The organism is Streptomyces sp. M92 (assembly GCF_028473745.1).
Taxonomy (GTDB): domain Bacteria; phylum Actinomycetota; class Actinomycetes; order Streptomycetales; family Streptomycetaceae; genus Streptomyces.
The window spans coordinates 7,146,376-7,158,208 of sequence record NZ_CP101137.1; the positions used below are offsets into that span (position 1 = coordinate 7,146,376).

An 11,833-nucleotide genomic window follows, 5' to 3' on the forward strand; every position below is an offset into this window, starting at 1 on the left:
CGCGGGTCAGGGCGCCAGGATGTCCAGCTCGTGCAGCGCCCCCACCGTGATCTCCCGGGTCAGCCGCTCGGCGCGCTCGGCGTCCCGGGCGCGGACCGCCTCGGCGACCTGGACGTGCAGGGTGACGGCGGCCGGGTCGGGGTCCTCGAACATCACGTCGTGGTGCGTGCGGCCGGCCAGCACCTCGGCGACGACGCCGCCGAGGCGGGCGAACATCTCGTTGCCGGAGGCGGTCAGGATGACGCGGTGGAAGGCCACGTCGTGGAAGAGGTACCCCTCCAGTCGGTGACCTCGTGAGTTGGCCACCATGCCCAGCGCGCACTCGGTCAGCTCGGCGCACTGCTCAGGTGTGGCGAGCCGTGCCGCGAGGCCCGCGGCCACCGGTTCGACCGCCGACCGCAGCACGGTCAGGGAGCGCAGCTGCCGAGGGCGCTCGGAGCCGGCCAGGCGCCAGCGGATGACCTGCGGGTCGTAGACGTTCCACTCGCACTCGGGCAGGACGGTCACACCCACCCGGCGGCGGGACTCGACCAGGTGCATGGACTCCAGCACCCGCACGGCCTCGCGCATCACCGAGCGCGACACCTCGAAACGCTGTGCGAGTTCGTCGGTGCGCAGAACGCTGCCCGCAGGGTACTCGCCCGCTGTGATCGCGGGGCCGAGGGTGTCCAGTACGCGGCCGTGCAGCCCCCGGCCCGGTGTGCTCATGCACTCAGAGTACGGGGCAGGTCACGGGAACAAAAAGTCAGACTTATATGTCACAGACTCTTGAATTCGTCGTACGTAATGGGTTTCAGTTACGTCGACATCACGTGTCGACGAAGACAGCAGACAGCGAGAGTGCGATGCAGCAACTGCACACCCCCCACGTAGTCGTGGTCATGGGCGTGGCGGGCACCGGGAAGACCACCATCGGTCCCCTGCTCGCGGCCCGGCTCGGCGTTCCCTACGCCGAGGGCGACGACTTCCACCCGCCGGCCAACATCGCCAAGATGACGGCCGGCACCCCGCTCGCCGACGAGGACCGGTGGCCATGGCTGGACGCCATCGGCGGCTGGGCGCACGGGCGGGCGGGCCTCGGCGGGGTGGTGAGCAGCTCGGCGCTGAAGCGGTCGTACCGCGACCGGCTGCGTGCGGCCGCTCCCGGTGTCGTCTTCGTGCACCTCACGGGCAGCCGCGAGCTGATCGAGGACCGGATGTCGCACCGGCAGGGGCACTTCATGCCGACGGCGCTGCTCGACTCCCAGTTCGCCACGCTCCAGCCCCTGGAGCCGGACGAGGCGGGAGTCGCCGTGGACGTCGCCGGCACCCCGGAGGAGATCGCCGAACGAGCGGCCGCCGCCCTGAAGGACCTCCCCGAGCCGCCCCGGTGATCCGGTACTTCCGAAGTCCCGTACTCCCGTAGTCCGGCACCCCCGTGCTCCGTTAGTCCGTAACCCCCCCCCGGGGTCGTGCCGCCACCCGCGGTCACGGCCCCGGTGCCTTCCCCCGAATCCCCATCACCGCAAGGGAACCACCGTGACCAGACTCAGCGTCGAGATGCTGGCAGCGGACACCGTCGAGCCCATCACCTCGGCCGGCCACGCCCAGCTGGGCATCGCCGTCCTCCTGGGCATCGCCGTCATCGTTCTGCTCATCACCAAGTTCAAGCTGCATGCCTTCCTGTCGCTGACCATCGGGTCACTGGCGCTCGGCGCGTTCGCCGGGGCGCCGCTGGACAAGGTCATCACCAGCTTCACCGCCGGGCTCGGCTCCACCGTCGCCGGCGTCGGCGTCCTGATCGCCCTCGGTGCGATCCTCGGCAAGATGCTCGCCGACTCCGGCGGCGCCGACCAGATCGTGGACACCCTTCTCGCAAAGGCGACCCCCCGGTCGATGCCGTGGACGATGGTGCTGATCGCCTCCGTGATCGGTCTGCCGCTCTTCTTCGAGGTCGGCATCGTGCTGCTGATCCCGGTCGTCCTGATGGTCGCCAAGCGCGGCAACTACTCCCTGATGCGCATCGGCATCCCGGCCCTCGCGGGTCTGTCCGTGATGCACGGTCTGGTCCCGCCGCACCCCGGTCCGCTGGTCGCGATCGACGCGGTCGGCGCCAACCTCGGTGTGACGCTCGCGCTGGGCGTCCTGATCGCCATCCCGACGGTGATCATCGCCGGTCCGCTGTTCTCGAAGTACGCGGCCCGCTGGGTGGACGTCCCCGCCCCCGACCGCATGATCCCGCAGCGCGCCTCCGAGGAGCTGGAGAAGCGTCCCGGTTTCGGGGCCACCCTGGCGACGATCCTGCTGCCGGTCGTGCTGATGCTGGCCAAGGCGCTCGTCGACATCGTCGTCGACGACCCGGACAACGTGGTGCAGCGCACCTTCGACGTCATCGGCAACCCGCTGATCGCCCTGCTCGCCGCCGTGATCGTCGGCATCTTCACGCTGCTGCGTCCGGCCGGCTTCGGCAAGGACCGCCTCTCGGGCCTGGTCGAGAAGGGCCTGGCGCCCATCGCGGGCATCCTGCTGATCGTCGGCGCGGGCGGCGGCTTCAAGCAGACGCTGATCGACTCGGGCGTCGGCCGGATGATCCTGGAGATCTCCGAGGACTGGTCGATCCCGGCGCTGTTGCTGGCCTGGCTGATCGCGGTGGCGATCCGGCTGGCGACCGGTTCGGCGACCGTGGCGACCGTCTCGGCGGCCGGTCTGGTGGCGCCGCTGGCGGCCGACATGTCGACGACCCACGCGGCCCTGCTGGTCCTGGCGATCGGCGCCGGTTCGCTCTTCTTCAGTCACGTCAACGACGCCGGCTTCTGGCTGGTGAAGGAGTACTTCGGCCTGAACGTCGGCCAGACCATCAAGACCTGGTCCGTCATGGAGACGATCATCTCGGTGGTCGCCGGCGCCCTGGTCCTGCTCCTCTCACTGGTCATTTAGGGGTACGACGACGACGGCTCACCCTCTCTTCGGCATCGGCGGGCGCACCGCCCTGGCGACCGGTTCCAGCCGGGGCCCCGGGGCCGGCGCCGGCCCCGGGGCCTGGCGAAGACCGGAGGTGAGGCTCAGGAGGAAGCCGCCTTGTCCAGCTGGAACGCCTCGTTGCCCTGGCCGATGCGGGCGTGCCGCTCGGGCGCCCGCGCGCGCAGCAGCAGGCCTTGCACCAGCCCGCCGGCCGCGGCGAGCGCGATGACGCCGGGCAGCGCCCAGCTCAGCGCGGAGCCGGGGCCGGCGCCGACGAGGACGTCGAAGTCCTTGACCGTGTAGCCGGCGATGACCAGCAGGGCGACGCCCGCGACGGCGGAGGTCGCGATCCGCACGCCCTGCGCGCCGGCGGCGCCGCGCCGGACGAAGAAGGCGACGACGGAGAACGAGGCGGCGGCCATGAGCACGATCACGCCGAGGGCCCCGATGTTGCCGCCCCAGGTGAACAGGCGCAGCACGGGCTGGGTCGGGTCGCCGTTCGGCTTGTCGTCGGCGACGGCGAAGCCGATGACGACGACGACGGACACGGCGGTCTGGAGCAGCGACCCGGTGCCCGGGGCGCCGCTGGAGCCGCTGGTCCGCCCGAAGGCGGCGGGCAGCAGCCCTTCGCGCCCCATGGCGAAGGCGTACCGGGCGACGACGTTGTGGAAGCTGAGCAGCGCGGCGAACATGCCGGTCACGAACAGCACGTGCAGTACGTCGGTGAAGGCACCGCCGAGCCGCGACTCGGTGAGGAAGAACAGCAGCCCGGCGCTCTGCTCCTGAGCGGTTCCGACGATCTTGTCCGGACCGGTGGCGACGGTCAGCGCCCAGCTGCTGAGCGCGAAGAAGACCGCGACCCCGCCAACCGCCAGGAACATGACACGCGGAACGAGCACGTGGGGCCGGCTGGTCTCCTCGGCGTACACGGGCGCCTGCTCGAAGCCGAGGAAGGCGGCGATGCAGAAGCACAGCGCGGTCCCCACGCCCGCCCCCGTCAGGGTGGCCGGGTCGAAGGCGTGCAACGACAGCCCCTGGGCGCCGGGGTCGGCGACGGCGGCGATGTCGAAGACGACGACCAGTACGACCTCGATGAGCAGCAGCACGCCCAGCACGCGCGCGTTGACGTCGATCTTCAGCCAGCCCAGCGTGCCCACCGCGAGCAGGGCCAGCAGCGCCGGTGTCCACCAGGCGACGTCCAGGTCGGCGTAGGTGGCGAGGAGCGTGGAGACCTCGAAGCCGAAGATGCCGTAGATGCCGACCTGGAGCGCGTTGTAGGCGACCAGCGCGACCAGGGCGGCACCCGCGCCCGCGGTGCCGCCGAGCCCGCGGGAGATGTACGCGTAGAAGGCACCGGCGTTGTGCACGTGCCGGCTCATCTCGGCGTACCCGACGCTGAAGAGGACGAGCACCACGCCCAGCACCACGAAGAGCAGCGGCTGCCCGACGATGCCCATCACGGCGAACGTCGTGGGCATCACCCCGGCGACCACCATCAGCGGCGCGGTGGAGGCCAGTACGGAGAGCAGCAGGCCGCCCGTGCCCAGCCGGTCGGCGCGCAGCGCCCGCTCCTGCCCCTTGAAGGTGCTGATGGCGCCGGCGCCGCTCGTGCTCGAACTGCCCGTGGTCCTCGAACTGCCCGTGGTCATCGGGGCCGACCTTCTCTCGTCTTCGTGGCGGATGGTCAGACCGTGCCGAGCGCGTGCGCGCGGGCGGCACGGAAGGCGGAGTGCGGATCGCGGTCCGGGTAGGACCAGGGGGCGGGCGTGGCGTGCTCGCCGATGCGGTGGAACAGGGCGGCGGCCTCGGCTCCGCGGCCCTCGCAGGACTTGGCGTGGGCGAGGAAGTTGAGGTCGATCAGCCGCCGCGGATGGCCGTCCTGCTCCCACTCCAGCCACCAGTCGAAGGCGGCCTTCATCACCAGCCGGGCCCGGCGGCCGACCCAGTGCCCGGAGGCGTTCGGATCGGCGGACTCGTGCCCGGTCGCGGCCAGCACGCGGTAGCGCTCGGCGTGCGCGACCACCGGGAGGATGGCGAGCGGGGAGTCGGCGGGCGCCTGTTCCGCCGCCCAGGCGGCGAAGTCGTACACCTCGTGCAGCGGATCGGCCCCCCGGCCACCGTCCCGCTCGGCGAGCCGGGCCACGACCAGGTGGTGGGCGTGGTGGTGGTCCGCATACCGCCCGCGCACCGCGTCGAACACCCGGACGACGTCGTCGTCGGCGCCGAGCGACCGCTCCAGCATGAGGAGCCCGAGCCAGGGCGTGGGATCGTCCGGCAGCAGCCGTGCGGCGTCCTGGCAGGCCTCCCGCCCCCGGGCCGGCTTCTCCTTGCCGCGCAGGACGCGGTGGACGAGGGCCAGGGCGAGCAGTACCGAGGCGTCGGCGGAGTCGGGTTCGGCGAGCAGCCACTCGCGGGCCCAGGCGGCGCAGTAGGGCTCCTTGGCGAGGACCGTCGCCCGGTGCCCCCGCCGGTCCCAGTCGTCGCCGGTGTGGACCAGGAGGGACCGGGCGGACTGCCACCGGCCCTGGGCCAGGGCCGCGCGGGCGGCGACGAGTTCGGCGTCGTCGAGGGCCTCGTCGAAGGCCTGGGCGGCGCGTCTGCGGCCGCGGCCGAGGGGAGGCGGAGGTGGGGACACCGCGGGTTCTTCCTCACGCGACGCGCTGGGTCGTCGTAGCCGGATTGCCATGAACTGATCACGCACAGCAAACCGGCAGCCAAGGGTTGACGTCAAGGCCGGATTCCGCGTTACACGCGTCAACTCACTTGTAGAATACGCAACTTGATCGACGCGCCCCCCGTATGCGGCACCCACGCGGCGCACCCCGGTCCCCGGCATTAGAGTCGGCCCCGACGCACCCGTGACCCGACGACGACCGAGGTACGCAGCGTGTCGGTTCTGGTTCTCGTCCTCGCCGTGAGCGCCGCCTGCTGCCTGGGATTCGGTTTCGTCCTCCAGCAGAACGCGGCCCAGCGCGCCCCACTGGGCGACTTCCTCTCCCCCCGCCTCCTGCTGGACCTGGTGCGCGTTCCCCGCTGGCTGGCCGGCATGGGCCTGATGGTGGCCGGTATGGCGCTGGGCGCGGTCGCGCTCGGCGGCGGCGAGCTGACCCTCGTCGAACCCCTGCTGGCGACGAACCTGCTCTTCGCGCTCGCCCTCTCCCGCGCCCAGACCCGCCGGCCGCTGGGCCGCCAGGGCTGGGCCGGCCTCATTCTGCTGGCCGGCGGGGTCACGGCGTTCCTCGTCGCGGGCGAGCCGCGGGGCGGCGGCGCGGTGGTCTCGCCCCTGCGGCACTGGCTGCTCATCGGCGTGATGCTGGGCCTGGCGGTCCTCCTGACGGCATGCGCCGGACGCGCCCGCCTGACCTGGGGCCCGACCCTGCTCGCACTGGCCGCCGGCCTGGTCTACGGGGTGCAGGACGCGCTGACCCGGGTCAGCGGCCGGCGCTTCACCTCGGGCGGCCCGGCGGAACTGCTGACCGGCTGGCAGCCGTACGCGGTCGTGGTGCTCGGCATCACCGGCCTGGTCCTGGTCCAGAGCGCCTTCGAGACGGCACCGCTGCGCAGGTCGCTGCCGGCCCTGACGGCGTCCCAGCCACTCGCGGGCATCGTCTGCGGCGTCGGTTTCCTCGGCGACCGGCTGCGCACCGACACCGCGGCGCTGGCCTGGGAGGCGGGCGGCCTCACGGCGGTGGTGACGGGCATCGTCCTGCTCGGCCTCCACCCCGCGATGCCGCAGGGCACGGGCGAGAGCGGCCGTGAACGGGCTCTCCAGCGGCGCTGACGGCCGGTCCTGCTTGGATGGGCGCCATGAGCGCTGCTGACGAGATCCTGGACGTCGTCGACGAGAACGACCGGATCGTGGGACAGGCCCGCCGGGGCGACGTGTACGCACGGGGACTGCGCCACCGCTGCGCCTTCGTACTGGCCCGCGACCCCGAGGGCCGCGTCTTCGTCCACCGCCGCACGGCGACGAAGCTGGTCTTCCCCTCGCTGTACGACATGTTCGTCGGCGGGGTGGTCGGCGCCGGCGAGTCCTACGACGACGCGGCGCTGCGGGAGGCGCAGGAGGAACTGGGGGTGGCCGGGCTGCCGCGTCCGACGTTCCTCTTCAAGTTCCTGTACGACGACGGCGCCGGGCGGACCTGGTGGTCGGCGGTGTACGAGGTGCGCTGCGAGGGGCCGGTCGCTCCGCAGGTGGAGGAGGTGGCGTGGCACGGGTTCCTCACGGAGGCGGAGGTGGAGGAGCGGCTCGGGGAGTGGGAGTGGGTGCCGGACGGGTTGGCGGCGTATTCGCGGCTGCGGGCGAGGTGAGCCGGGGGGACGCGGCCCGGCGTTTCCTCGTCACCCGGCGTGGGTGTGGGCGTCGGGGGTGGGGTGTCGCGGCCCGGCGCTGCTGGGGTGCCTCCCCCGCTCTCGGCTTCTCCCCCACGCTCGGCTTCGCTCGCGCGGGAGAGGCCCCATGAGCGGCAGGTGCCCCCACCGCCCGCCCTCCCCCCACTCTCGGCTTCGCTCGAGCGGGGGGGGGGGGGAGGCACGACTGCCCGCAGCTGGGACAGCTGGGCGGGACGGCGGCCCGCAGCCCGGCGGCGTGGCCCCACCGCCCGCAGCCGCGCACGCCCGGCGTGGCGCCCGCCCGGTGGCTGGGCGCCCCGCGCGGGCGGTTAGGCCGCGTACGGCGGGAAGGGGACGTGCCGGGGGGTCCGCCCGCAGCGGTTGGCGCGTCCGCGCCGCCCACCCCCGTAGCCGACCGATTCCGCGCCGTTCCGAGGACGGACCCCCCCGGCGCGTCCCCGACCCACCACCGCACCCACCGAACCCACCGCACAACCCGCACCCCCACCGAACCCGCAGCAGCGCCGCAGGCACCCGCACCCCCACCGAACCCGCACAGGCCGCCGCAGGCACCCCACCCAACCCACCGCCGGAGGCCACCCTCCCGATAGGGTCCCCGCGTGATCGATTTCGTGCGGAACATCCGGCTCTGGTTCGCGCCCGAGGAGGTCCGGCAGGACGGCGGCACCCCCGACTACCGGTTCTCGCTCGCCAACGAACGCACTTTCCTGGCCTGGTTGCGCACCGCCCTCGCCCTCATCGGCGGCGGGTTCGCCGTCGACCAGTTCCTGCCCGACCTGCGCTGGGGCTGGCGCGTGGGTCTCGCCCTCGCCCTGCTCGCCGCCGGCGTCCTGTGCTCGCTGCGCGCCGTGAACCACTGGGTGCGCTGCGAACGCGCCATGCGCCGCGGCGAGGACCTCCCCGTCTCCCGCTTCCCGGCCCTCCTCAGCCTGGCCGTCGCCGTCGTCGCGGTCGCGATGGTCGTCGTGGTCCTCTTCGGCTGGGAAGGCTGACCGTGAGCGTGGACCGCGACCCCGGTCTCCAGCCCGAACGCACCCGCCTCGCCTGGCGCCGCACCACCCTCTCCGGCACCGTCGTCGCCGTACTCGCCGCGAAGACCGCGCTGCACGGCGGCGTGACCCCCGTCTCGGTCGTAGCCACCGCCCTGTGCGCCGCCCTCTGGCTGGCCTTCCTGCGCATCGCCCACGCCCGCATCCGCACCCTCACCGCATCGCCCAGACCGCGCCCCCTGCCCCCGCCGCACGCCACGGCGGCAGCCCTGTGCACGCTGGCGCTCGCACTGTGCGGCGCACTCCTCGTCCTCTAGTTCCTCCAGCTCCTCTAGTTCCTCTAGTTCCTCTAGTTCCTCTAGTTCCTCCGGCCCGGGGTACCTGGACACCGACCACGAGCAGAATGTCCGGATATCAACCCTTAAGGTGAGTCCATGACCACTCTCCACCAGGAACACACCGCACACGACCACGCCCACGGCCCGGACTGCGGGCACACCGAGGTCCCGCACGGCGACCACGTCGACTACGCCCACGACGGGCACCTGCACCGCGCACACGGCGGCCACTGGGACGAGTGCGAGCCCGCCGGCCACACCGCGCACGGGAGCCACGAGCACCGGCACGGTGAGAACTGCGGGCACGCGCGCGTGACCCACGGCGATCACGTCGACTACCTCCACGACGGCCACCGTCACGCCGCCCACGAGGGCCACTGGGACGACCACTAGCGGCACCGGCGCTCGCGCATCGGGGCCCCGTGGCCCCGATCACGTTCCGCTCCCCCTCTGGACGCCATACCGACCGGTCGGCATCATGAGTCGGGTACTGTCACCTGCCCGTAGGAGCGACGCATGAGCCCCGACCACCCGCCCGGACTCGATCTCGACCGGTTGCGCGGCCTGCTCGATCGCGAGCGCCCCGGGCTGGTGACCGGCCCGCTGTCCGGCCGGCTGATCGAGGGCGGACGGTCGAACCTCACGTACGCGGTCACGGACGGTACCGCGCGCTGGGTCGTGAGACGACCCCCACTGGGTCATGTCCTGGCCACCGCCCACGACATGAAGCGCGAGCACCGCGTGATCAGCGCCCTGCACCCCACCGACGTACCGGTGCCCCGCCCGGTCCTGCTCTGCGAGGACGATGAGGTCCTCGGAGCGCCGTTCTACGTCATGGAGTTCGTGGACGGCACCCCGTACCGCACCGCGGAACAGATCGCCCCGCTCGGCCCCGAGCGCACCCGGGCCGCCGTGCTGAACCTCGTCGACACGCTCGTCGGCCTGCACGCGGTGGACCCAGCCGGGGCGGGCCTCGCCGACTTCGGCCGCCCCGACGGCTTCCTGGACCGCCAGTTGCGCCGCTGGGCCAAGCAGCTGGACGCCTCCCGCAACCGCGACCTGGCCGGCATCGACGAACTGCACGCCACCCTCGGCCGGGAACTCCCCCGCTCCCCCGCCCCCACCGTCGTGCACGGCGACTACCGCCTCGACAACGTTCTGATCGGCGGGGAGAACGACGAGATCCGGGCGATCCTCGACTGGGAGATGTCCACCCTCGGCGACCCGCTCACCGACCTCGGCCTGCTGGCGATGTACAGCAGCCCGCTCGGCATGCCCGACTCCCCCGTCTCCACCACGGCGCAGGCCCCCGGCCACCCCGCCCCCGCCGAGCTGATCGAGCGGTACGCCGCGCGCTCGGGGCGCGACGTGTCCGCCGTCGCCTGGTACACGGCGTTCGCCTGGTTCAAGCTCGCCGTGATCCTGGAGGGCATCCACTACCGCTACACGCTGGGCCAGACGGTCGGCCGCGGCTTCGACCGCATCGGCGACCTCGTCCCCGTCTTCATCGAGCACGGCCTGACCACCCTTCAGGAGGGCTGACCCGCCATGGACTTCGCGTACGACGCACGCACCGAGGAACTCCGCGCCAGGCTGCTCGCCTTCATGGACGAGTACGTCTACCCGGCCGAGCGGGTCGCCCACGAGCAGCGCGCCCGGCTCGCCTCCCCCTGGGACACCCCGCAGGTCGTCGAGGACCTCAAGGCCGAGGCCCGCCGCCAGGGCCTGTGGAACCTCTTCCTCCCCGACGCCGAGCACGGCGCCGGCCTCACCAACCTCCAGTACGCCCCGCTCGCCGAGATCACCGGCCGCAGCCCGCAGCTGGCGCCGACGGCGACGAACTGCGCCGCCCCGGACACCGGGAACATGGAGGTGCTGGCCCAGTTCGCCGACGAGGCACAGCGGAAGCAGTGGCTGGAGCCGCTGCTCGCCGGCGAGATCCGCTCGGCGTTCGCGATGACCGAGCCGGAGGTGGCCTCCTCCGACGCCACGAACATCACCACGCACATCGAACGCGACGGCGACGAGTACGTCGTCACCGGCCGCAAGTGGTACATCTCCGGGGCGATGAACCCGGACTGCAAGATCTTCATCGTGATGGGCAAGACCGACCCGGACGGCGCGGACATCCGCCGCCAGCAGTCCATGGTGCTCGTTCCGCGCGACACGCCCGGCGTGACCGTCGACCGGGCGATGCAGGTCTTCGGCTACGAGGACCACTACCACGGCGGCCACGCCGAGGTCACCTTCGACCACGCGCGCGTGCCGGTGTCGAACCTGATCGGCGAGGAGGGCGGCGGTTTCGCCATCGCCCAGGCGCGTCTCGGTCCGGGCCGCATCCACCACTGCATGCGGCTGATCGGCATGGCCGAGCGCGCGATCGAGCTGATGTGCCGCCGCGCGGTGTCCCGCGAGGCCTTCGGCAAGACGCTGGCCCAGCAGGGCGTGGTGCACAACTGGATCGCGGACGCGCGGGTCACCGTCGAGCAGCTGCGGCTCCTCGTGCTGAAGACCGCCTGGCTGATGGACACCGTCGGCAACAAGGGCGCCCACACCGAGATCCAGGCCATCAAGATCGCCACGCCCCGCGCGGTGGTCGACATCATCGACCGGGCGATCCAGCTGCACGGCGCGGGCGGCGTGAGCCAGGACTTCCCGCTGGCCGAGCTGTACGCGGGCGCGCGGACGCTGATGATCGCCGACGGGCCGGACGAGGTCCACCAGCGCTCGCTGGCGCGCCGGGAGATCAAGAAGTACCTCTGAGCTGCACTCCCCACAGCAGGGGCGCCGTGCGGGGGACACTGAAGCCTGTGTTCCCCGTCCGTGTGCCGGCCTGGCACCTCCGGCCGGGGTCCCGGGGGTGGTCCCCCGGGGGATGCGGTACCGCCGCGGTCCGCCGCGAGCTGATCGTGCAGTCGGCGCTCAGCACCTCCGTCCGCAACCTGGAACGAGAGCTGGGCGCCGACCTGTTCGACCCGTACGGGCCGCCGAGGCGTCCTCACCGAGGCCGGCCGGGCCCTGCTACCGCGGGCCGGCGCGCAGGAGGCCCAGATCGGGCTGCTGGTCGACCTGGTGCGGGCCGGGATCGGTGTGGCGTTCGTGCCGCGCCGGATCGGTGAGCGGGCCGGGGTGCCGTGCGTGGAGATCCGGCAGCCGGAGCCGGGCCGGACCGTCGTCCTGGCCGGGCGCGGGCCGCGGCCGCGCAACCCCGCG

General features: G+C 72.6%; 12 protein-coding genes and 1 pseudogene. 10 read left to right on the forward strand and 3 right to left on the reverse strand.

Annotated features, from left to right (window positions below; all coding sequences use genetic code 11):
- Nucleotides 1–6: 6 nt before the first annotated feature.
- Nucleotides 7–708 carry a FadR/GntR family transcriptional regulator gene (locus M6G08_RS32980; protein ID WP_272590793.1) on the reverse strand — a complete coding sequence of 234 codons (702 nt, stop codon included), beginning with the start codon at nucleotides 706–708 and terminating at the stop codon, nucleotides 7–9.
- Nucleotides 709–845: 137 nt separating this feature from the next.
- Here M6G08_RS32980 and M6G08_RS32985 point away from each other — a divergent pair, with 137 nt between their 5' ends.
- Together M6G08_RS32985 and M6G08_RS32990 are read left to right on the forward strand one after the other, a co-directional pair.
- Nucleotides 846–1,373 (forward strand): gluconokinase, encoded by a 528-nt coding sequence (locus M6G08_RS32985; protein WP_272590794.1) that lies wholly within the window; start codon nucleotides 846–848, stop codon nucleotides 1,371–1,373.
- 145 nt (nucleotides 1,374–1,518) lie between these two features.
- Nucleotides 1,519–2,916, forward strand: a complete 1,398-nt coding sequence (locus tag M6G08_RS32990; RefSeq protein WP_272590795.1) for a GntT/GntP/DsdX family permease — start codon at nucleotides 1,519–1,521, stop codon at nucleotides 2,914–2,916.
- A 125-nt stretch (nucleotides 2,917–3,041) separates the two neighbouring features.
- Here M6G08_RS32990 and M6G08_RS32995 read toward each other — a convergent pair whose 3' ends face one another.
- Together M6G08_RS32995 and M6G08_RS33000 are read right to left on the reverse strand one after the other, a co-directional pair.
- A complete protein-coding gene (locus M6G08_RS32995; RefSeq protein WP_272590796.1) occupies nucleotides 3,042–4,589 on the reverse strand; it encodes an APC family permease in 1,548 nt (515 codons plus the stop codon).
- Between the two features lie 35 nt (nucleotides 4,590–4,624).
- A complete protein-coding gene (locus M6G08_RS33000; protein WP_272590797.1) occupies nucleotides 4,625–5,575 on the reverse strand; it encodes a hypothetical protein in 951 nt (316 codons plus the stop codon).
- Nucleotides 5,576–5,827: 252 nt separating this feature from the next.
- Between M6G08_RS33000 and M6G08_RS33005 the strand changes: the two genes are divergently transcribed.
- From M6G08_RS33005 to M6G08_RS36175, 8 genes and pseudogenes are all read left to right on the forward strand, one after another.
- Nucleotides 5,828–6,721, forward strand: a complete 894-nt coding sequence (locus M6G08_RS33005; protein ID WP_272590798.1) for a DMT family transporter — start codon at nucleotides 5,828–5,830, stop codon at nucleotides 6,719–6,721.
- Nucleotides 6,722–6,747: 26 nt separating this feature from the next.
- Complete coding sequence (locus M6G08_RS33010) at nucleotides 6,748–7,251, forward strand: NUDIX hydrolase (protein ID WP_272590799.1); 504 nt, start codon at nucleotides 6,748–6,750, stop codon at nucleotides 7,249–7,251.
- 641 nt (nucleotides 7,252–7,892) lie between these two features.
- A complete protein-coding gene (locus tag M6G08_RS33015) occupies nucleotides 7,893–8,285 on the forward strand; it encodes a YidH family protein (RefSeq protein WP_073730975.1) in 393 nt (130 codons plus the stop codon).
- Between the two features lie 2 nt (nucleotides 8,286–8,287).
- Nucleotides 8,288–8,599: a DUF202 domain-containing protein gene (locus M6G08_RS33020; RefSeq protein WP_272590800.1), complete on the forward strand. Its 312-nt coding sequence runs from the start codon at nucleotides 8,288–8,290 to the stop codon at nucleotides 8,597–8,599.
- 117 nt (nucleotides 8,600–8,716) lie between these two features.
- The gene (locus tag M6G08_RS33025) at nucleotides 8,717–9,013 is read left to right on the forward strand and encodes a hypothetical protein (RefSeq protein ID WP_272590801.1); all 297 of its coding nucleotides are present in this window, start codon (nucleotides 8,717–8,719) and stop codon (nucleotides 9,011–9,013) included.
- 123 nt (nucleotides 9,014–9,136) lie between these two features.
- Nucleotides 9,137–10,162 (forward strand): phosphotransferase family protein, encoded by a 1,026-nt coding sequence (locus tag M6G08_RS33030; RefSeq protein WP_272590802.1) that lies wholly within the window; start codon nucleotides 9,137–9,139, stop codon nucleotides 10,160–10,162.
- Nucleotides 10,163–10,168: 6 nt separating this feature from the next.
- Nucleotides 10,169–11,383 carry an acyl-CoA dehydrogenase gene (locus M6G08_RS33035; RefSeq protein ID WP_272590803.1) on the forward strand — a complete coding sequence of 405 codons (1,215 nt, stop codon included), beginning with the start codon at nucleotides 10,169–10,171 and terminating at the stop codon, nucleotides 11,381–11,383.
- 255 nt (nucleotides 11,384–11,638) lie between these two features.
- Nucleotides 11,639–11,800 (forward strand): annotated as a pseudogene (locus M6G08_RS36175) (hypothetical protein); the annotation flags it as partial.
- Between the last annotated feature and the right edge of the window lie 33 nt (nucleotides 11,801–11,833).

Bases quoted from the DNA above. Each gene is read 5' to 3' on its own strand.
- M6G08_RS32980 (WP_272590793.1), bottom strand. From the start codon at position 708: ATGAGCACACCGGGCCGGGGGCTGCACGGCCGCGTACTGGACACCCTC.
- M6G08_RS32985 (WP_272590794.1), top strand. From the start codon at position 846: ATGCAGCAACTGCACACCCCCCACGTAGTCGTGGTCATGGGCGTGGCG.
- M6G08_RS32995 (WP_272590796.1), bottom strand. From the start codon at position 4,589: ATGACCACGGGCAGTTCGAGGACCACGGGCAGTTCGAGCACGAGCGGC.
- M6G08_RS33010 (WP_272590799.1), top strand. From the start codon at position 6,748: ATGAGCGCTGCTGACGAGATCCTGGACGTCGTCGACGAGAACGACCGG.
- M6G08_RS33025 (WP_272590801.1), top strand. From the start codon at position 8,717: ATGACCACTCTCCACCAGGAACACACCGCACACGACCACGCCCACGGC.
- M6G08_RS33030 (WP_272590802.1), top strand. From the start codon at position 9,137: ATGAGCCCCGACCACCCGCCCGGACTCGATCTCGACCGGTTGCGCGGC.
- M6G08_RS33035 (WP_272590803.1), top strand. From the start codon at position 10,169: ATGGACTTCGCGTACGACGCACGCACCGAGGAACTCCGCGCCAGGCTG.